The sequence below is a fragment of the Chitinimonas violaceus genome, assembly GCF_052601015.1.
In genome coordinates, this window is sequence record NZ_JBQXDJ010000017.1 from 47,872 (window position 1) to 68,110 (window position 20,239).

General features: G+C 56.4%; 20 protein-coding genes and 2 pseudogenes. 6 read left to right on the top strand and 16 right to left on the bottom strand.

The genetic code is table 11. The features are described from left to right. Positions 1 to 4 precede the first annotated feature (4 nt). From ACUHMQ_RS08225 to metG, 4 genes are all read right to left on the bottom strand, one after another. On the bottom strand, positions 5 to 280 hold the full coding sequence (locus ACUHMQ_RS08225; RefSeq protein WP_445294974.1) for an acylphosphatase: 276 nt from the start codon (positions 278 to 280) through the stop codon (positions 5 to 7). Further along, complete coding sequence (locus tag ACUHMQ_RS08230) at positions 277 to 951, bottom strand: HAD family hydrolase (RefSeq protein WP_445294975.1); 675 nt, start codon at positions 949 to 951, stop codon at positions 277 to 279. The genes ACUHMQ_RS08225 and ACUHMQ_RS08230 overlap by 4 nt, the downstream gene beginning before the upstream one ends. Further along, positions 941 to 1,501, bottom strand: a complete 561-nt coding sequence (locus tag ACUHMQ_RS08235) for a GNAT family N-acetyltransferase (RefSeq protein ID WP_445294976.1) — start codon at positions 1,499 to 1,501, stop codon at positions 941 to 943. The genes ACUHMQ_RS08230 and ACUHMQ_RS08235 overlap by 11 nt, the downstream gene beginning before the upstream one ends. A gap of 70 nt (positions 1,502 to 1,571) precedes the next feature. After that, entirely contained in the window at positions 1,572 to 3,617 is a 2,046-nt protein-coding gene (metG, locus tag ACUHMQ_RS08240) for a methionine--tRNA ligase (RefSeq protein WP_445294977.1), read from the bottom strand. 209 nt (positions 3,618 to 3,826) lie between these two features. Here metG and ACUHMQ_RS08245 point away from each other — a divergent pair, with 209 nt between their 5' ends. The 5 genes from ACUHMQ_RS08245 to ACUHMQ_RS08265 all read left to right on the top strand — a co-directional run bounded on the left by ACUHMQ_RS08245 (position 3,827) and on the right by ACUHMQ_RS08265 (position 7,933). Then, a complete protein-coding gene (locus ACUHMQ_RS08245) occupies positions 3,827 to 4,666 on the top strand; it encodes a 2OG-Fe(II) oxygenase family protein (RefSeq protein WP_445294978.1) in 840 nt (279 codons plus the stop codon). A 51-nt stretch (positions 4,667 to 4,717) separates the two neighbouring features. Then, positions 4,718 to 5,806: an iron-sulfur cluster carrier protein ApbC gene (apbC, locus tag ACUHMQ_RS08250; RefSeq protein ID WP_445294979.1), complete on the top strand. Its 1,089-nt coding sequence runs from the start codon at positions 4,718 to 4,720 to the stop codon at positions 5,804 to 5,806. Next, a complete protein-coding gene (locus ACUHMQ_RS08255; protein ID WP_445294980.1) occupies positions 5,803 to 6,609 on the top strand; it encodes a GNAT family N-acetyltransferase in 807 nt (268 codons plus the stop codon). The genes apbC and ACUHMQ_RS08255 overlap by 4 nt, the downstream gene beginning before the upstream one ends. Before the next feature lie 15 nt (positions 6,610 to 6,624). After that, a complete protein-coding gene (gene dcd, locus ACUHMQ_RS08260) occupies positions 6,625 to 7,200 on the top strand; it encodes a dCTP deaminase (protein WP_445294981.1) in 576 nt (191 codons plus the stop codon). A 130-nt stretch (positions 7,201 to 7,330) separates the two neighbouring features. Then, positions 7,331 to 7,933 (top strand): peroxiredoxin, encoded by a 603-nt coding sequence (locus ACUHMQ_RS08265; RefSeq protein ID WP_445294982.1) that lies wholly within the window; start codon positions 7,331 to 7,333, stop codon positions 7,931 to 7,933. Positions 7,934 to 7,994: 61 nt separating this feature from the next. On the opposite strand, the gene ACUHMQ_RS08270 is transcribed toward ACUHMQ_RS08265, so the two are convergent. The 12 genes and pseudogenes from ACUHMQ_RS08270 to ACUHMQ_RS08325 form a co-directional block, all read right to left on the bottom strand. Continuing rightward, positions 7,995 to 8,654, bottom strand: a complete 660-nt coding sequence (locus ACUHMQ_RS08270) for an energy-coupling factor ABC transporter permease (protein WP_445294983.1) — start codon at positions 8,652 to 8,654, stop codon at positions 7,995 to 7,997. A gap of 21 nt (positions 8,655 to 8,675) precedes the next feature. Beyond that, positions 8,676 to 9,299, bottom strand: a complete 624-nt coding sequence (locus ACUHMQ_RS08275) for an alpha/beta hydrolase (protein WP_445294984.1) — start codon at positions 9,297 to 9,299, stop codon at positions 8,676 to 8,678. Between the two features lie 3 nt (positions 9,300 to 9,302). Further along, on the bottom strand, positions 9,303 to 9,611 hold the full coding sequence (locus ACUHMQ_RS08280; protein ID WP_445294985.1) for a (2Fe-2S) ferredoxin domain-containing protein: 309 nt from the start codon (positions 9,609 to 9,611) through the stop codon (positions 9,303 to 9,305). A gap of 7 nt (positions 9,612 to 9,618) precedes the next feature. Further along, entirely contained in the window at positions 9,619 to 10,725 is a 1,107-nt protein-coding gene (locus ACUHMQ_RS08285; RefSeq protein ID WP_445294986.1) for a hypothetical protein, read from the bottom strand. Between the two features lie 204 nt (positions 10,726 to 10,929). Continuing rightward, complete coding sequence (locus ACUHMQ_RS08290; RefSeq protein ID WP_445294987.1) at positions 10,930 to 12,522, bottom strand: peptide chain release factor 3; 1,593 nt, start codon at positions 12,520 to 12,522, stop codon at positions 10,930 to 10,932. 98 nt (positions 12,523 to 12,620) lie between these two features. After that, the gene (locus tag ACUHMQ_RS08295; RefSeq protein WP_445294988.1) at positions 12,621 to 13,760 is read right to left on the bottom strand and encodes an HD-GYP domain-containing protein; all 1,140 of its coding nucleotides are present in this window, start codon (positions 13,758 to 13,760) and stop codon (positions 12,621 to 12,623) included. Between the two features lie 23 nt (positions 13,761 to 13,783). After that, the gene (locus tag ACUHMQ_RS08300) at positions 13,784 to 14,341 is read right to left on the bottom strand and encodes a SiaB family protein kinase (RefSeq protein WP_445294989.1); all 558 of its coding nucleotides are present in this window, start codon (positions 14,339 to 14,341) and stop codon (positions 13,784 to 13,786) included. A gap of 67 nt (positions 14,342 to 14,408) precedes the next feature. Then, entirely contained in the window at positions 14,409 to 14,801 is a 393-nt protein-coding gene (locus tag ACUHMQ_RS08305; protein WP_445294990.1) for a DUF1987 domain-containing protein, read from the bottom strand. Positions 14,802 to 14,877: 76 nt separating this feature from the next. Then, positions 14,878 to 16,110: a PP2C family protein-serine/threonine phosphatase gene (locus tag ACUHMQ_RS08310; protein WP_445294991.1), complete on the bottom strand. Its 1,233-nt coding sequence runs from the start codon at positions 16,108 to 16,110 to the stop codon at positions 14,878 to 14,880. 316 nt (positions 16,111 to 16,426) lie between these two features. Beyond that, entirely contained in the window at positions 16,427 to 16,738 is a 312-nt protein-coding gene (locus ACUHMQ_RS08315; RefSeq protein ID WP_445295008.1) for an ABC transporter C-terminal domain-containing protein, read from the bottom strand. A 201-nt stretch (positions 16,739 to 16,939) separates the two neighbouring features. Further along, positions 16,940 to 17,482, bottom strand: a pseudogene (locus ACUHMQ_RS08320) (ATP-binding cassette domain-containing protein); the annotation flags it as partial. After that, a pseudogene (locus tag ACUHMQ_RS08325) lies at positions 17,456 to 18,328 on the bottom strand (ABC-F family ATP-binding cassette domain-containing protein); the annotation flags it as partial. The pseudogenes ACUHMQ_RS08325 and ACUHMQ_RS08320, both read right to left, overlap by 27 nt. Positions 18,329 to 18,496: 168 nt before the next feature. On the opposite strand from ACUHMQ_RS08325, the gene ACUHMQ_RS08330 reads away from it, so the two are divergent. Next, complete coding sequence (locus ACUHMQ_RS08330; RefSeq protein ID WP_445294992.1) at positions 18,497 to 20,143, top strand: flagellar assembly protein A; 1,647 nt, start codon at positions 18,497 to 18,499, stop codon at positions 20,141 to 20,143. Positions 20,144 to 20,239 lie beyond the last annotated feature (96 nt).

The window sequence follows — 20,239 nt, forward strand, 5'->3', positions numbered from 1 at the left end:
TACCTCAACCCGTAGGCAGACGTTGAAAGCCATCCTGCTTGATAGGGTCGTGATCCTTTACCGCCACCTGGGTGACGCTGGCGGTGGGTGGGCCCTGTCTTGCCCAGGCGACCAGGGCATGAACCGATTCCTCTGGCCCTTGTACGATAGCCTCTACCGTGCCGTCTAGCCGGTTACGTACCCAGCCCTCAAGCTGCAACGTGGCGGCTTTGGCTTCCAGCGCGTAGCGATAACCTACGCCCTGAACCCTGCCGTAGATGAGAAGATGGCGCGTTATCATGGTTGTGGTTGCAGAATGGGCTTCAACAGCGTGTGCGCTTCTGCCAGCGACCCTACAATGCAGTGGCCCAGCTCGCGCACCGCTTCGCTGGGTTGTTTCAGATCAGGCACTTGAATGGGCGTCATCCCTGCGGCCAAGGCGGCGCGTACACCGGGTTCTGAATCTTCAAGCACGATGCAGTGGGTAGGTTCAACCCCTAAGCGCTTGGCGGCAAGTAAATAGATATCTGGCGCTGGCTTAGGGTGTTCGATATCGCTGCCCGTTACCACCAGTGGGAAATGCATAATCAACCCGCTCTGCTTGAGTTTGATTTCGGCGCGATCCCGTCGGGTCGAGGTTGCGACAGCTTTGGGGATGCCGAGGCTGGTCAGCCATGTTAGGAGCGGCATAATGCCGGCCTTAAGTGGCAAGCCTGCGGCAACCCTGGTTTGATAGAGGCGGTCTGTACTGTGTGCTAATACCAGCGCTTCGGATTCGGGCATGCGTTCGCACAGCAGTTTGAAAGCCAGTTTTTCATGCAGGCCCACCATCGCGTGCAACAGCTCATCATCCAACGTCATACCATGCTGGGCGGCAGCTTCCACCCAGCACTGCAGTACCGCGCTTTCGCTATCGATCATCAAACCATCCATGTCGAACAGGATGGCGGCAGGGGTAATGTTAATTTTCATGGTCAATGGCGGACCACTCGCGGGCCAGCAGGGAGTAACAGTTCAAATCGTGGAATTGCCCGGCCCAATAGCCTTGCTCTCGGTGGCAGCCTTCTGACTTGAATCCCAGTTTCAGCACTTGTTTGATCGAGGCGTGGTTGTTTGGATGGATTTCAGCCTGTACACGATGCAATTCCATCTCGGCAAAACCATAGTCGAGTACAGCCTGTAGCGCTTCGCGCATGTATCCCAACCCCCAGGCCGGCCGGGCCAGTTCGTAACCAAGCGTACAGTTGCGCCAAGTGGGGTTCCACTTGAACAGCCCGCAACTACCAATCAGTTTACCCGTTTCCTTGACGCAGATACCCCAGCGGGTACCCGGTGCAGGCAGCTTGCGCCAGGCGGCGAAGGTGTCGATCAGCTTCAGGGCTTCCTGCCGGTTACGTACAGGGTCGGCGCCAAACCAGCGCATGACTTCAGGGTCGCCGTGGATATCGAGAATGGTGCCGGAATCGGCAGGGACCAGTTCACGCAGTGTAAGACGAGAAGTATGTAAAGTGGGGAAAGACATTGTTCAAAGAGCCAACTGAGAGCCTGTTTACGATTTAAACAGGTTACCGGGTTGGCCCATAAATGGTTGGTTAGCTGACGCGCATGCCTGGCTGGGCACCGCTGTCCGGGTTCAGTAGATAGATGCCAGGGCCTTCGCCGCTGGCGGCTAAGACCATGCCTTCCGACAGGCCGAACTTCATCTTGCGTGGCGCGAGGTTGGCCACCACCACGGTAAGTTTGCCGACCAGGTCTTCCGGTTTGTAGGCGGATTTGATACCGGAGAAGACATTACGGGTATGGTCACCAAGGTCAAGCGTCAGCTGTAGTAATTTCTCTGCGCCTTCGACATGCTTGCAGTCGATGATCTTGGCGACACGCAGATCGACCTTGCCGAATTCATCGATATTGATGGTTGGCGCAATCGGCTCGATGCTGCTGGCAGCAGGGGCGGTTGTCGGGGCAAGGCTTTGTTTGTTGGCTTCCACGAGTGCGTCTACTTGTTTTGAATCAATGCGGGTCATCAGATGCGAATAGGGTTTGACTTCGTGGTTGAGCAGCAATTTGGCTGCATCGTTCCACTGTAGCGGTCCAATATTGAGAAAGGCTTCCACATCGGCAGCCAGCTTGGGCAGTACGGGCTTCAGATAGATAGTCAGCAAGCGGAATAGGTTGATCAGCAAGGAGCACGCGCCATGCAGTTCAGCATCTTTGCCTTCCTGCTTGGCCAGCTCCCAAGGTTTGACCTGGTCGACGTACTGGTTCACTTCATCCGTCAGCGCCATGATTTCACGCAGCACACGGCTGTATTCGCGAGCTTCAAAACCTTCGGCCAAGCTGCCAGCTGCACTCTGAAGCTTATCGACCAGCGGACTGGCGGGCAGTTCCGCAGCCAGTTTGCCCGCAAAGCGCTTGCTGATGAAGCCGGCCGCACGGCTGGCGATATTGATGTATTTGCCGACGAGGTCGCTATTCACGCGCGCCACGAAGTCGCTCAGCGACAAATCAGCGTCTTCGATACCGCTGCCGAGTTTGGCGGCGTAATAGTAGCGCAACCATTCAGGGTTCAGGCCTACGTCGAGGTAGCTCTTGGCGGTGATGAAAGTACCGCGCGATTTGGACATCTTCTCGCCGTTCACGGTTAGGAAGCCGTTGACGTTGATGGCGGTGGGCGTGCGATGGCCCGAATACTTCAACACAGCCGGCCAGAATAAGGCATGGAAATAGAGGATATCTTTGCCAATGAAATGATAGAGCTCAGCATCTGAGCATTCAGCCCAGTAAGCCTCAAGATTTTCGCCGATGCGGTCGAACAGGTGCTTGGTGGCGGCGATATAGCCGATAGGGGCATCGAGCCAGACGTAGAAATACTTGCCTGGCGCATCGGGAATCTCAAAGCCGAAGTAGGGTGCATCGCGGCTGATGTCCCAGTCCTGAAGGCCGGCTTCAAACCATTCGCCCATCTTGTTGGCGGCTTCCTTCTGCAAACGTCCTGGTTGACGGGTCCAGTCCTGCAGAAACTCGCCGCATTCGCTGAGCTTGAAGAAATAGTGCTCGGACTGACGCAACTCCGGTGTGGCACCCGATACGGCCGAGAACGGATTCTTCAGTTCAGTCGGGGCGTAGGTTGCGCCACAGACTTCGCAGTTGTCGCCATACTGGTCTTTGGCAGCGCATTTCGGACATTCGCCCTTCACGAACCGGTCAGGTAGGAACATCTGCTTTTGCGGGTCGTACAGCTGGCTGATGGTTTTGACGGCGATTTTGCCGTTGTCTTTCAGACGGCGATAGATGCTGCTGGACAGCGCTTTGTTCTCGGGTGAGTTGGTGGTGTAGAACTCATCGAAGCCAATATGAAAGCCTGCAAAGTCGGCCACATGCTCGTCGTACATCTTGGCGATGAAAACTTCCGGTGTCATGCCCTGCTTTTCGGCATTGATCATGATCGGCGTACCGTGGGTATCGTCGCCGCAGACATAATGCACTGTATTGCCACGCATCTTCTGGAAGCGGACCCAGATATCGGCTTGTACATAGCCGACCAGGTGGCCTAAGTGAATTGCGCCATTGGCGTAGGGCAGGGCATTGGTAACGAGAATCTTGCGTTTAGACACGGCGGAATCCTGTCTGTGGGACATGAGCGGGAAGCGGCGATTATAGCCCAAGCCCTGCAGGGACAGGCGCGAGAACAGGTACTTAACTATTCAGTAGCGACACCATCGCCCGTTGCGCCGAATCACATGTTGTTGACGGTGCGACGCAAGCATTGTGAACCTCGGCCGATAACTGATCGTGACAGTTTGTGCACAGGTTCTTAGAATGTCGATCCGATTGGAACACCTTCCTTATGTTTGTTGATACCGTTGACTACTGCGCCAAGGACGCGCCGCGCCGTTTGGTGGAGTCGCTGCGCCAGACAGGCTTTGCGGTATTGGTGCGCCATCCTTTGCCCTCTGGGTTGATCGAACATCTCTACCATGACTGGTTGACATTCTTCGAGTCGGGGGACAAAACGCCTTACCACTTTGATCCCGTAAGACAGGACGGCTGGTTTCCGCCCGAGGTGTCTGAAACCGCCAAAGGGTCACAGCTGCGGGACCTCAAGGCGTTCTACCATATCTATCTCTGGGGCCGGATTCCGCCTGGGTTGCGCCAGGATGTGCTCGCGTATTTCGGTGTAGCGACAGCGCTGGCTTCCGAGCTTTTAGGCTGGATCGAGGCGGCCTTGCCGGTGGAGGTGGCAGCGAGCTTGAGCGAGCCCTTATCTGATATGGTGCTGGGCAGCTCAAACACCTTGCTACGGATGCTTTATTACCCGCCCTTGTCTGGCGAGGAAGCGCCGGGTGCCTTACGTGCTGCCGAGCATGAAGACATTAACCTGATCACCTTATTGCCTTCGGCAACCGAGCCCGGCCTGGAAGTGTGTGATCGGCAAGGGAGATGGCACGCAGTGTCGTATGAAGATGGTGCGCTGGTGGTGAACGTCGGCGACATGTTGCAGGAAGCCACGCAACATTGGTTGCCTTCCACGCCGCATCGCGTGGTGAACCCAACTGGCGAATGGGCAAGGCAGCCGTGTATTTCCGCCCCGTTGTTCCTGCATCCTCGCGGTGATGTGGTTTTATCGCCGCGTTATACGGCAGCGGATTATCTGCACGAGCGATTGTGTGAGCTTGGCATCAAGTAACCGGATATACGAAATAAACAGCAGCCTTGCAGGGCTGCGTTGGAGAGTTGTATGGCGACGCTGGATGAGTTGAATAAAGCCTTGGCGGGCTGCATTGATAGCGACACCGGTCGCGACTTTGTTGCCATGAAGGCGGTCCGTAATATGGCGTTGGAGGGTGCCAAAGCCAGTTTGACGATTGTATTGCCTTATCCAGCCCAGAGCCGTCATGCTGAAATTGCCAAGCAGGTTGAAACTGCGCTGCTGGCAGTGGCAGGTGTCAGCCAGGTTGATGTGAAGATGGAAACACGCATCGAAGCGCATACGGTACAGCGGGGTCTGACACCCCTGCCGGGCGTGAAGAATGTGATTGCGGTTGCCAGTGGCAAAGGCGGTGTGGGCAAATCGACCACTGCGGTCAATCTGGCGCTGGCGCTGGCCGCTGAGGGCGCCCGGGTAGGTATTCTGGATGCCGATATCTATGGCCCGAGTCAGCCGTTGATGCTGGGCCTGCAGGGCGAAAAGCCCGAGTCCCCGGATGGCAAGTCGATACTGCCTATGCGGGCGCATGGCATTCAGGCGATGTCGATCGGTTTTCTGATCGATGCGGAACAGCCGATGGTATGGCGCGGGCCCATGGTTACGCAGGCCTTGATGCAGTTATTGAACGATACCCGTTGGGATAATCTCGACTATTTATTGGTCGATCTGCCGCCCGGTACGGGCGATATCCAGCTGACCCTGAGCCAGAAGGTGCCTGTGACGGGTGCTGTTATTGTCACGACGCCGCAGGACATTGCATTACTTGATGCCCGCAAGGGCTTGAAGATGTTCGAGAAGGTCGGGGTGCCGGTGACGGGTATTGTGGAAAACATGGCCATGCATATCTGCAGTCAATGCGGCCATGTCGAGGCAATTTTCGGCGAAGGCGGTGGCAACCGTATGGCCCAGGAATATCAGATTGATTTACTGGGGCAACTGCCGCTAGAGATGTCGATCCGTCTCGCGACCGATACCGGCAAACCTACCGTGGCTGCAGAGCCGGATGGCAAAGTGGCTGCTATCTATAAGGCTATCGCCCGCAAGGTGGCGGTGAAGATAGGCGAAAAGGCGAAGGACTTTTCGTCCAGAATGCCTAAGATCGTCGTACAGAACACATGATGGACTTGAGCGGGTCACTGGTTCAGGCGACGGAACATATTTTCCATCGTGCCAATGGCGAAGTGGTGGATTGCGGTGGGTATGTACGCATTCTGACGCCAAGCAATCCAACCTTTTACTGGGGTAATTACCTGCTGTTTGCCAAGCCACCGCAAACAGGGGACCTGCCGCACTGGGAAGCGTGTTTTGCTGCAGAGGTCGAAGCCAGGCAGCCAGAATCTTCCCATCGCACTTTCAGCTGGCTAGGCCCGAAAGGTGAGGTAGCCCAGTTTCTGGCTGCAGGTTACGAGATTGCCGAAGCGACGGCCTTGTCATGCCAAACACCAGTACTGCCACATCATTACAGCAAAGCGCTAGAAGTCAGACCGATCGTGTCTGAAACGGAGTGGGAAGATGCCGTTGCGTTGCAGGTAATGTGTCGCGATCCAGCACATGAAGAAGCGGATTATCGGCACTTCAAGCGCGCCCAGTTTGCAAATTACCGGCGCATGGTCGACGCTGGTCTGGGCCACCGGTTTGGGGCTTGGCGCAATGGCGCGTTGCTTGCTGAATTAGGTATATTCGCAAACGAAAACGGGCTGGCCCGCTACCAGAATGTCTGTACCCATCCGGCTTGGCGTCGCCAGGGGATTGCGGCAAGGCTGGTTTATGAATCCGGACGTTGGGCTTTGGCCGAGTTGGGAGCCCATACATTGGTGATCGTGGCGGATGAGTCTGGTCCGCAGCGGTTGTACCGTAGCTTGGGCTTTATGCCAGCCGGTGTCACCTATAGTGCCGAAAAAATGCCGCCACAGGCGCAATAACAGGGAAAGAAAGTAATGAGCATCAAGTCCGACCGTTGGATACGCAAGATGGCGCAGGAGCACGGCATGATCGAGCCGTTCGAGCCGAATCAGGTGCGCTATGTGAACGACCAGAAGATCGTGTCCTATGGTACGTCCAGCTATGGCTACGATATCCGCTGTGCCGATGAATTCAAGCTGTTCACCAATCTGAACAGCACTGTGGTGGACCCGAAGAATTTCGATGAAAACAGTTTCGTCGATGTATCTGGCAAAGGCTACTGCATCATCCCGCCTAACAGCTTTGCATTGGCGCGCACGGTGGAGTATTTCCGCATTCCACGGAATGTGCTGACCATCTGTCTGGGTAAATCCACCTATGCGCGCTGCGGCATCATCGTGAACGTCACCCCGTTCGAACCGGAATGGGAAGGCTATGTAACGCTGGAATTCAGTAATACTACGCCGCTGCCAGCCAAGATTTATGCGAATGAGGGGTGCGCCCAGGTGCTGTTTTTGGAAGCTGCGCCAGATGATATTTGCGAAACGTCCTATCGTGATCGTGGTGGTAAGTATCAGGGCCAAAGTGGCGTTACTTTGCCCAAGACCTGATTTCGTCCAACAAGATGCGAACTTCGATAGGACATGCCTATCGAATGATTTTGGTTTTTAAATTGGACGTCAAGGCCGCACCAAGCCTACATTCAGACGTTTGTATCCAACTTGCTTGAGGAGAATTGCAATGACCGTGCTTGTAAATAAGAAGGCCCCGGATTTTACCGCTGCTGCTGTATTGGGTAATGGCGAAATCGTTGAGAACTACAACTTCAGCGCGGCCACCAAAGGCAAGTACGTTGCGGTTTTCTTCTACCCGCTCGACTTCACCTTTGTCTGCCCATCTGAGCTGATCGCCTTCGATCACCGCTTGGCTGAGTTCAAGAAGCGCAATGTGGAAGTGATTGGCGTCTCCATCGACAGTCAGTTCACTCACAGCGCATGGCGCAATACCCCCGTGGAAAAGGGCGGTATCGGCCAGGTTGGCTACACCTTGGTGGCCGACGTGAAACACGAGATCTGCAAGGCTTTCGATGTTGAGCATGCAGACGGTGTTGCGCTGCGCGGTACCTTCCTGATCGATCGCAATGGCGTTGTACAACACCAAGTGGTGAACAACCTGCCGCTGGGTCGCGACATCGATGAGCTGTTGCGCGTGGTTGATGCCCTGCAATTCACCGAAGAGCATGGCGAAGTCTGCCCAGCTGGCTGGAACAAGGGCAAGGCTGGTATGAAGGCTGATGCTGCTGGCGTGGCCAAGTACTTGGCTGAGAACGCCGGTTCGCTGTAATTTCTCGGCGTGCTGCTATGAAAGACCTCGCTTCGGCGGGGTTTTTTCTTGTGTGGTGTGGCTACTTGCTCAAGTAACGTCGGTCGTCAAAGCTCTCTACCCATTGCGGGCGGTAAATTACCAGTACAGCGATAATGAGGCCGCTGGTAAAGGCTTCCGACCAAGAGAACAGCAGGTAATAAGGCAAAGCTTCGTCGAGCAGGTAGCTGGGAGCATAACTGCCGGCAAGTGCATGAAAACCGAGCAAACAGAGGGCTGCAGCAATAAAACTGACGGCAGCGCCGAAGAAGCCATTGGTGAAGAAATAGGCAAAGTAGTTGGGGGGAAGGCGTGTTTGGCTTAGTTGTAGGATTCGGTCAGCCATCACGATGCCGACACAGGGCCCGAGCAGCCAGTTCCAGCCAGCTGCCAGCCAATCCGCCTGGCCGGCAGCGCAGTTTGCGAGGACGACAGCTGCCATGCCGACCAGCGCTTTATCGCGGCCGCAGATCAAAGTCAGGGCGGATGCGCCGAGCAGATGGAAATTCAGGCCGGGCTGGATACCCGTCTGTAATTGCCAAAGCACAGCGAGCAAAGTACTTGCGCCTAGCCAGCCTGTCAGCTGAGCTTGGCTTAACGTCAGCCAAGCTACCTTACGGGCACGCCACAGCAATACGCCACCTGCCAGCAGATCGCCAATCAGGAGTAGCTCACTCGAAAAGCCATCTGCACGCAGATTCATAGGTGCCCGACCGGCAATGGGTCAGCCCAGCAAACGGTTGACTATCTCCGCCAGCTGAGTGAGTTTGCCGTGGAAGAAATGCCCTGCGCCTGGCAGAACAGTAATTGGTAGGCTCTGCGGCCTGGCCCAGTCAAATACTGCGGTAAGTGGCGCGACTTCATCCTGTTCGCCGTGCACCACGATGGTATTGGCAGGCACGTCGGGGAATGTCCATTTCGATGTGGCGGGGCCGATGAGGAGCAGTTGGTCCAGTTCACCTTCGGGCAGGCGTGCTGCCAGTTGGCTCTGTACATAAGTACCAAATGAAAAGCCGGCCAGTATCAGCGGTAAGGTACCGTGCTCGGCTCGGACAGCCGCCAATACGGCTGCCATATCGTCCACCTCGGCGCAGCCGAAGTCATGCTCACCCTCGCTTTTACCTACGCCACGCAGATTAGGGCAATAGGCTACATAGCCACGGCGCGACAGTAACTTGGCTAGCGTGTGAACGACCTTATTGGTATTGGTGCCGCCTTGAAGCGGATTGGGGTGTGCCACCAGTGCAATACCGACGGGTGGACCATCAAGAGCGCTGCCCAGGACCTGTGTTTCCAGCTGGCCTGCGGGGCCGGCGATGAAGCGGGGTTCGAATTGTGGTGCGCGCATAACTCAGACTTTCAGACGCTCGACAATTTTGCCCTTGATCAGATGTTCCTGGATGATTTCTTCGACATCGTCCTTGTCCACATACTGGTACCAGACATTGTCGGGATAAACCACCATCACTGGCCCTAGAGAACAGCGGTCAAGGCAGCCGGCTTTATTGGTGCGGACCTTGCCTTCGCCCGCTATGCCCAACTCCTTGACGCGTTTTTTGGCATAGCTGTGCATCTCGCTTGCCCCGAGATCATTGCAGCAGCTCTCACCATTAGGGCGTTGATTGGTGCAGAAGAAAACATGGTGTTTGAAGTAACTCATGGCAACCTCAGTGGCGGGTAAGAGCAGTCGGCAGTTCGGTCGGCAAGGGGAAGTAGGGCAGGTTGTCCTTGATTTGCGGCAACACCTCACCGAGCACTCGGATATCGTCGTGGTGGCATTCGCGCAGGAGCTCCACCATCATCTGCTGGAGCGCTTCAACCCGGTCGAGCGGACCAAGGGGCCAGATGAAGCCAGCCCATTCCTCACCGTTTTTCTCCGCACCCAGGGTGACGCGCAGTTCAGCGCCTTCGTGGCACGACAGCACCGCTACCGGGGTTTCACCCGTTTCCCTCAGTTTACGCAGGGTATTGCTGGCAAACACCTGGAAACGGATTTCCTGCTGGGCGATACGCCCATCGTCGAGGGCTGCGAGCCAAGCCTGTGGCGCACGTGGCAGCGGGAACAATGTCATGGCGTCGTGCTTGAGCTGCTCGCCCAGCAGTTTGGTCAGCGCCAACGCCCATTGGCCTGGAGCCGCATTCAGCTGGATGACGGCAGGCGCATTATGGGGTTGCATGGCAATGCCAACGATATAGCGAAGGAAGACACCATCGCCATCGACCTGGATGGGCGCCTCCTTGAAGTCATGTGGCAAACCACCCGAGGCATATTGCAATGCATCGCGCCAGCGCGCCAGCTGACTGGGCTGAACAGCCAGCAGCTGGTCGCGATCGATCAACTTGCTCGACAGCTGCACATCCGCCCCTGCCTGGATTACGCCATGCTGTACCAACAAGGCCTGGATGGTACCGATGTCGGGCAACTTGCCCGCAATGGTATGTTTTCCGCGTACGCCGGCGACCAGCACGATAGGCAAAGCGAAAATCACGGCGTGCTGGTTTTGGCCGGCTGGGGCCTGCTCAAGGTTCACCCGCAGGCGTTCGCTCAATATCTTCAGCGTGGCCATATCAGGTACTGCTGCCAGTGCTGTGGTAATGGCCGCATCGTCACTGTTGCTGAGCAGCTTCTTCATCTCGGTATCGAGCGCGGCTTCCTTGGTAACCAACTGACCAAGGTTACGTTCGCCCAGCAGGGCTTGGGCAAGATGATGCAAGGGGTGGGTAGCAGCGCCGCTGTAGGCACGTGGGTCGGGCAGGGGGGCGAGGGCTTGCATGGCGTATGTTGTGAAGTGGCTTGCGGCAAAGTGGCAATTATACGGCTATCACCGTCGCCAGGTCTGGTTGATGCGATGAGTCATAGACAACGCCCCTTGGTGCATGAGCACCAAGGGGCGTTAGAACGTTTAATTGAGCACGCCAGAGTTTAGGTTCGCTCAGAGCCCTGATCACGGCTGCGCAGCAAGATCGTCAGCAGGTTCTCAAAGCTTGGCTGCATGCTCACGTGTTGCGTGAAACTGTATCTTCGGCCAGCGCTCCTGTGCCAGCTCCAGGTTGACTCGGTTTGGCGCAAGGTAAGCCAGGTTGTCGGCAGCATCGCGCGCCAGGTTCAGCACTAGGCTTTTCTCGAAGTCGGCCAGCATGCGAGCGTCTTCACAGCTGACCCAGCGGGTGCTGTGTACGCTGGCGTTTTCGAATATGGCGTCGACACCGTATTCGTTTTCAAGCCGGCTCTTCACTACTTCAAATTGCAGCACACCCACCGCACCGATGATCAGATCCGCACCGGACAAGGGCTTGAACACTTGGACGGCGCCTTCTTCGCCCAGCTGCTGCAAGCCTTTCTGCAATTGTTTGACTTTGAGCGGGTTACGAATCCGCACCGTGCGGAACAATTCAGGCGCAAAGTAGGGGATGCCGGTAAAGGCCAGCTTCTCGCCTTCACTGAAGCTATCGCCGATCTGAATATTGCCGTGGTTGGGTACGCCAATGATGTCGCCAGCATATGCTTCTTCCACCTGCTCGCGGTTTGATGCCATGAAAGTCACTACCGAGTTGGCAGCGACATCACGCTCCAGTCTCAGGTGCTTCATCTTCATGCCACGTTCGAATTTGCCCGAACAGACACGCAGGAAGGCAATACGGTCGCGGTGCTTGGGGTCCATATTGGCCTGGATCTTGAACACGAAGCCGGAGAATTTCTCTTCATCGGGTTTGACGTCGCGCACCGTGGCATCGCGGTGTTGCGGCGCAGGTGCCCAGTCGATCAACGCGTTAAGGATCTCGCGCACGCCAAAGTTGTTGATGGCTGAACCGAAGAACACCGGGGTCTGGCGGCCGGCGAGGAAGGCTTCCTGCTCGAACGGGTGGGATGCGCCGCGCACCAGTTCCAACTCCATGCGGGTGTGTTCGATTTCAAGTGGGAACAGTTCATCCAGCCTTGGGTTGTCGATACCCTTGATGATTTCCACTTCGTCGATATTGCGGTCCTCCCCTGGCGAGAACAACAGGATCTCATCGTTGAGAATGTGGTACACGCCACGGAAGGTTTTGCCCATGCCGATAGGCCAGGTGATGGGCGCGCACTGGATCTTCAGTACGCTTTCCACCTCGTCGAGCAACTCAAGCGAGTCCCGCACCTCCCGGTCGTACTTGTTCATGAAAGTGACGATGGGGGTGTCGCGCAGGCGGCAGACATTCAAGAGCTTGATGGTTTGTTCTTCCACACCCTTGGCGGCGTCAATCACCATCAGTGCGCTGTCGACAGCGGTCAGCACCCGGTAGGTGTCTTCCGAGAAGTCCTGGTGGCCTGGGGTGTCGAGCAGGTTGATGACATGGTCGCGATAATCGAACTGCATGACCGAGGAGGCCACCGAGATGCCGCGCTGCTTTTCAATCTCCATCCAGTCACTGGTGGCGAACTTGCCGGTTTTCTTGCCCTTGACCGTACCGGCCATTTGAATGGCGCCCGAGAAATACAGCAGTTTTTCGGTCAGCGTCGTTTTACCGGCATCGGGGTGGGAGATGATGCCGAATGTGCGCCGGCGGGCGACTTCCTGAGCAATGGGCGACATGATCAAGCGCTTTGAATTCTTTGAGAAAAGGCGCGATTGTAGGCCAGGGTGGCCGTAAAGTCGATGCAGCACCGTGTTTAGGGTCAACGGGCCTGCATTTAACCCCAGATACTGTCTAGATCGACATAGGCGTTGAACGTAGCCGGGTCGATGGTTTCGCCAACGCCAAAGATCTTGACCTGCGTGTCGCGATACTCGGGAGGGGACATGGGTACCCCATCCGGGCTGATAAGACTGCATACGATGGGGTGGTTGGGTGAGCTGCCTGCACGCACCACAACGCCTTTTTCACCGTTGGCGAGGCGCAACTGCAAGCCGGGAGGGAACACGCCGAGCGCATGGATGAAATGCGCAGCCAGGGTCTGGTCAACGGTTTTGCCACGCTCAAGCAAAATACCGCGCAGGGCAACCGTGAGCGGTACAGCCGATCGGTATTCGTGGAAGGTGATGCGAGCGCAATACATATCTGCCAAGCGCAATATCTGGCCTTCCGAGCTCACTTCTGTACCACTCAGGCTATTGGGGTAACCGCTGCCATCGAAATGTTCGTGGTGTTCCAGCACTGCACGTAACCAGATAGGGTCATTGACCCCGATTGATTTGAGTTTTGCCGTGGCGATTTCCGGGTGCTGGTGCAGTCGTTCGAGTTGCTCATCGGTCAGCGGGGAGACCTGAGATTTGATTTCGTCCTGGAAGTCGATCGAGCCGAGGTTCATGGTCAACGCAGCGCAGATCAGCCCCATTTCCTTGGCGGGGGTCAGCTTCAGTGGTTTTGAAGCCAACTTGACGATGGTGGCGGTATCGAGCAGATGACGGGTGCTGTAACGGCCATCCTGGCGCAGGCTGATGATGGCTTGCGCCAATTCGGGTTTGACCGAGCACAGCGCGTCGACGTCTTTGGCAATCTCTGTGATACGGGGAATGAACTGGCCGCTTTGAATGTTGGTTTCAAGCTGGCAGTAGACGAGCTCAATTTTTTTACGGAGGTCCATCCATTCCTGCGCAAAGTTGCCACTTTCCTCTTCTTCTTCCTCCTGGGCTTCGAGCTGTTCCAGGCGGGACTGTTGCAAGGCTTTGCTGTCGGCAAACACACCCACGGCGACCAGACGGTCGATCTGGCCCTCGCTGGCAACGACAAAGCCCTTGCGCAGCAGCAAGGTGCCTCTCTCATCGCATACGTCCCAAGGCAGCGCCTTGCCGACTTGGATGTCGGAATGTCGAACCCGTGATTGGCTCATGATTAGTCCTGCCGTCGCCGGATCTAGATCGTTGCTTTCAGCAGGAATATGGCGGTGCCGGGTTGTTTTTCATCCTCAATGACGCGATAAGCTAATGGCGCTTGGGCATCCCGGGCGATGGTCATCAGCCCAAGGCCGGCTCCTTTGCTGCCGTCGGGCGTTTCCTGGCGTATGGCCTGCGCGTAGCTTTCCTTGATCTGTGCATGCGTCATCAGGCGCAAGGGTTCGATACGATCACGCAGGAACGTAGCCTGCTCCGCATTCACCCGGTTGGCGCATTCCAGGAGGTAATGGCCTTGCGTCAGGGTGACGGAGATACTCCCCCAACGCAGCTGGTGGTCGTTCTGGTCGTGCGGCGTCAGGGTGTCCTGTGCGTAGTGGATGATGTTCTGTGTCATCTCCACCAAAGACGACAGCAATCGCCGTCGGACCGGGGTGCTTACCGCTTCCCGTTCCAGTTTCACCTTGAAGCCTTCCACCATGGCAGTCAGTAGAGGCTGGGACAGATAGCCACTGTAGAAGAAGCAGACATTACCGGCGGTGAATAGCTCGCCAAATTGATCGAACACATCATCAAGCATGGGGCTGTGCTCCCAGTGGTTGCCGCCAGGGCGGGCCTTGCGGTACTAGCAATTCGGTTAATGAAACTTAATCAGTGTTCACGGGGATATCGACAAAGCTCAGCGCCGAGAAATCCTCATGTATTTCCTGACCGAATTCGAACAAGGTTTCGTCATCAGCGTCGTGGAACCAGTTCAGGGTGACCTGGTTACCCGAGGTCGCGGCCTGATTGAATGCATCGAACATCGAAAACAACAACTTGGTACTGGAACTATTGAAATACGCCAGCGAAACATTGATCTGGATGTTCGCCTGGCTGCAGCTGGAAAGGTACTGCCGGACCCGTTCGAGTATGACGCCATAGAAGGCGGCGGCATTTTCCGGATAGGACTCGCCTTTCATAGCCAGCATGTGCTGGTCGAATCGAAAATCGACTTCCGGCGTGCTGGGGGTGGCGGCAATGAACAGGTTTTCCATCATGTGTTCCTCTTTGACATGGCGCTGCAAACTACTTCATGCCGCGGTGTGTTTTGTAGGGTATAGGGCATGAGGGGGCTCAAGGTCGAAAACATAGGAAGGTCAGATCGTCCCGTCTAGGCTGGTCGGCCTGCCACAGACTATAGGCATTGATCACCGACATCCCGATCACATCGGCACGTTCATTACGCTGCGCCAGGATGGACTCCCTGATGCGGCGTTTACCGAACGCGGTTTGCTTGGGGCCGCCTATCTGGTCCACCAGACCATCTGTTGTCACAAACATCAACGTACCGGGTGGGGCGTCGATCACCTGGGTATGCCACTGGTAATCCATGGGGGTATCCACATAGCCTACGCCCATACGGTCGCCGTCGATGACCATAAAGTCATCGCTATCCTGATTGAGCACAAACAGGGGGGTCTTGGCAGCGGCGTAGGTTAGTGTGCGTTTGGTATCGTCGAACCAGAAGAACGCACCGTCGAGCCCATCGTCCGATTGCCCCAGGTCTTCACGTGGTCCGGTTTGGCCCAGTAGACGTTTGATTGCGCGGTTAAGTTCCGAGAGCACCGCGGCAGGGTCTTGTGGGCTGCAATGCTCAATTGCCTGTACGAGTAATGACGAGGTGATCAGGGTCATGAACGCACCAGGTACGCCATGGCCGGTGCAATCTGCTACCGCCCCGAACCAGCCGTCCTGAAAGCGGGCGAAATGGTAGAAGTCACCACCCACCACGTCACGTGGCTCCCAAACCAGCTCGCTGTCGTTCGAGGTCTTGGCCAGGGTTTCGCGGGCCGCACGCATCAGCGCTTGTTGGATAACGCCGGCGTATTCAATCGAATGCCGTATCTGGCGGTTCTTTTCCGCCTGCAGGTCGGCAATCATGCGCATCAGGCGCAGGCATGAACCGACGCCGGAATAAAAGCCATCCCGTGTGACGATGAAGCCTGCTGCCAGTGTCTTGTCGCCATGGTCGACCACACGGAAAGACAGCACCTCCAGATTGAGCTTTTCGTCGACGATGAGGGGTTCACGGTCCATGAAAGTCGTGCAGCTCTGAGGCCCATACATCTCTTGAGCTTCTGGCGTGGACATTTCGGACATGAAAGTATTGCGATGGATCAGCCCCACCGGGACGCCCAGTGAGACGACAGGCAGGCTGACAAGGTCACGGTCACGCGCGAAGCGGTTGAGCACCGCGATATTGGTGGTTTCGGGCGATACAGGCGCGATCTCGGTCGATATCCCGCCGGCGTACGGGAGTCGATGTACGGTCTGACGCTTGAAATAATCGACGGTGGGCAAGTCCATTTAGGCAGAAAGGTCCGTAGCGCTTACCGCAAAGATGGAGAGGCGACAGCAGAGTCACCAACGTATTACAGAATTTTGTATAGCTGACATAGCCTGAAAAAGCCAAGGCAAGTATGGGGGATTTGCGCGTTGTCGAGGGCGATGTGATATCGCCAAAACCTTAATGGGAACAGTGCGTTGCGTTTGTCTGGATAGGGTGATGGGCGACGGTGGTATTGCTGGTGAATGCCGAGCGGGGGAGGGTGGGGTGGTAGTAGACGAGTCCCAGAATTGGAAACTGCCGCTCATTATCGGGCGGCACGTCTTGCGGATGAAATCAACTATTGCCGAGTTGCTTGGCTTCCAGCGCTTCCCACCTCGCCATTTTCTCTAGTACCAGCACGTCGATTTCGTCGATACGGGCTTGCCACGCTGCGGCATCCAATGGCGCATTTCGGTAGATATTCGGATCGAGCAGTTTTTCCTGGAGTGCTGCCTGTTCCTGTTCCAGGGCTTCGATTTCCTGGGGCAGTTTCTCCAGCTCCTGGGTTTCCTTGTAGCTCATCTTCACCGGCCGGGAATTGCGGTCGGCCAAGGCGGCCGGCTTGGCGGCTTCCTGTTTGGACACGGGTTTGGCCGTGGCCAACATGCGATTACGTGCGATCACCCAGTCGTCGTAGCCACCAGGGTTTTCGATCAGCTTGCCATCGTCTTCAAACGCAATCACCTGGGTGACCACGTTGTCTAGGAAGGTCCGGTCGTGGCTGACCAGAAAGACTGTACCGGTGTAGTTGGCCAGCAGTTCTTCAAGCAATTCCAGAGTATCAATATCAAGGTCGTTGGTCGGTTCGTCCAAGACCAGGATATTGGCCGGTTGGGTAAAGAGACGTGCCAGCAGCAGGCGGGCGCGTTCACCGCCGGAAAGGGACTTCACCGGGCTGCGGGCGCGTTCCGGGGCGAACAGGAAATCTTCCAGGTAGCTGATGACATGCTTCTTCTCGTTACCGATCACCACAAAATCACTACCGGGGCTGATCACGTCACAAATTGCCACGTCTTCGGGCAGGGCAGAGCGGAACTGGTCGAAATAGGCAATTTCCTGTTTACTGCCCTGGGTGACAGTACCGCTATCGGGCGCGAGCTCGCCCAGAATCAGTTTCAAGAGCGTGGTTTTGCCGGCGCCGTTTGGTCCGATCAGACCGATTTTGTCGCCACGCAGGATACGAGTGGTGAAATCACGGATCAGCGTACGGCTGCCGTAACCCTTGCTGACGTGTTCGAGTTCAGCGACGAGTTTGCCGCTGCGCTCGCCAGCATCGAGCGCGAACTGCACATTGCCGACCCGTTCGCGCCGGGCAGCACGCTCACGGCGCAACTGTTCCAGCCGCCGCACCCGGCCTTCATTACGGGTACGGCGCGCCTTGATGCCCTGGCGTATCCAGACTTCCTCCTGCGCGAGGTATTTGTCGAACTTGGCATTTTCTACCGACTCCTGCGCCAGCATCTCTGCCTTGCGTTCCTGGTAAATCGTGAAATTGCCAGGAAAGCTTGAGAGCCTGCCGCGATCGAGTTCGATGATGCGGTTAGAGACATTGTCGAGAAAGCGCCGGTCGTGGGTGATCAACAAGACCGCGCCGGCGAAGTTGCGGATCAGGCTTTCCAGCCATTCGATGGCAGACAGATCCAGATGGTTGGTGGGTTCGTCCAACAACAACAACTCTGGTTCCGATACCAATGCCTGCGCTAGTGCAACCCGCTTTTTCCAGCCACCCGACAATTCGGCGATCTTCTTCTCGGCGGGTAGGCCCAAGGTGGTCAGCGTGCTGGAGACGAGTGAATCGAGCCGCCAACCATCGCGGGCCTCCAGCTCATGTTGCAAGTCCATCATGCGTTCCAGCGCAGTTGGGTCGTGCTCGGCGGCGAGCGCGGCGGCATGGTAATCGGTGAGAATCTGTTTGAGGTCACCCAGCCCGGCTGCCACAGCTTCGAATACGGTGGCCGAAGGGTCGAGGGGCGGCTCCTGCGGCACGTAGGCAACATGCTGGCTGTTGGATACCCGCACGATGCCGTCATCGAGCTTGATCGCCCCCGCAACGGCTTTCAGCAGCGAGGACTTGCCGGCGCCATTTCGCCCGATCAAACCGACCCGCTCCCCGGCCTCCAATACGAAGTCGGCATGGTCCAGCAAGGGAACATGACCAAAGGCCAGGCAAGCGTTTTCAACAATCAGTACAGGCATGATGGACACACAGTAAGCGAAGGTCGGCGATTATACCGGTGCTGGCGGATTTACGAATTATCCGTGCTTGTGAAGCAACCTGAATTATGTTGGCTAAGTTATTGACGAAATTTGGAAAATTCTGAATTAAGATAAAGGCATATAAGTAAAAATGGCGGATGGACCCAGATGGAACACATCGCATTCAGCCTGTCTTTTGACGCGGCCAGTCGGAAATTGGAGGCGCGTTTCAATCCCAAGGAGGGTGCCAAACTACCCGACCGGGCCGCATTCGATGCGGAGTTGGCAGTAAAGGGCTGGACGGGTTTCTACCTCGACGAGGACGCCATTACCCAATTCTTCGAGCAAGCGAGTGCCTCTGCCGCGACACCGGGTGGCGATGCTTTGGCCGTCATAGTTGGTGAGCGGCGTGATGGCAGCTTCAAACTGGAAGTTTCACCAGACAAGATGAGCGTGCTGCTCACACTGGTTGCGCCACAGGGCGGCCGTTCGATGGCAGATGAGGTCCGACCTGCGTTACAGAAGCAGGGCATCGTGTTTGGCCTCCAGGAAGCGGAGCTGGTGGCGACATTGACGGCAGGTCAGGGAGAAGGGGTACTGATTGCCGTTGGTATACCGCCGCAGGAAGGGGAGTCTTCCCATTTCGACAGCCTGATCGAAGCGTTACGCGCAACGCATGGCCACGGCGAAACCACAGAAGACGAGGCAGTGGACTACCACGATCTGGGCAATCTGTTGATTGTCCATGCTGGCACCCCGCTTATGCGCCGTACCCCGGCTGTGCAGGGTGTGGCGGGGACCGATGTATTTGGCCTCAGCGTGCCCGCCAGACCGGTGTCGGACACCCCATTTTCCAGCACACTGCGCGGTGCTGCGCCTGCCGAGGGCGATAGCAATGAGCTGGTGGCCTTGATGGATGGCCAGCCGATCCCGGCTGCGGATGGGGTTGATATCAATCCTTTGGTGGAGGCGGAGCAGATCGATATCGAAACCGGCAATGTGAAGTTCGACGGTACCGTACAGGTAAAAGGGGATGTGAAGGCAGGCATGCATATCCATGCACGCGGCGATGTGATCATTGGCGGTACGCTGGAAGCTGCGGAAATACTGGCGGGCGGTAATGTAGTGGTCAAGGGCGGTATTGTCGGCAGAGCCGATGTACAAACCGGTGGGCAAGGCGGAGGGGCAGAGACGGCCATCATCCGCAGTGAAGGCAGCGTACAGGCCAAGTTTGTCGAGCACGGGCTGATCGAGGCACGGGGAGATATCTCGATAGAACGTGCTGTACGGCAAAGCGAGCTGACCGCAGGCCATATCGTGAAGGTGGGTGATGCTGCGAGCGGCCATATCATGGGCGGTCATGCACGGGCAGGCTTGACGATTCAGACCGGTATCCTGGGCGCCAACTCAGGTACGCCTACCCATGTACAGGTGGGGTTCGATCCCTATCTGACGCGTGAAAAACACAACAAAGAGCTGCAGCGTAAGAAGAAGCTGGAAGATTTCGCCAAGGTCCGGCAATTATTGGAGTTTCTTGACCAGCACCCAGCCAAAGGCGAGGGTGGTGTGCGTGAGAAGGCGGAGCACACGATAGCGGCGGTTGAAGAAGAGATTCATGCCTTGGATGCGGAGCTGGCCAAATTAAGCGTGCAGATGGAGCTGAATACGGGAGCCACCGTCGTAGTGGGTAAGCATGTGCATACGGGGGTTGTTATCCATATCGGCCAAAAGCATTGGGCAGCCAGGGATGATGGTTCCGGCGGGACTTGGCGATTGGATGAAAATGGCGAAATAGTGAGTGACTGGGTGAGTTAATCCTTGTTCCCCCGTGTTCATGACGAGATTTCCTGGTTTATTCCACCCTGATTCGACTGTTGCATCGTTAGATGTAAAAACCCGTTCAACGTCTCG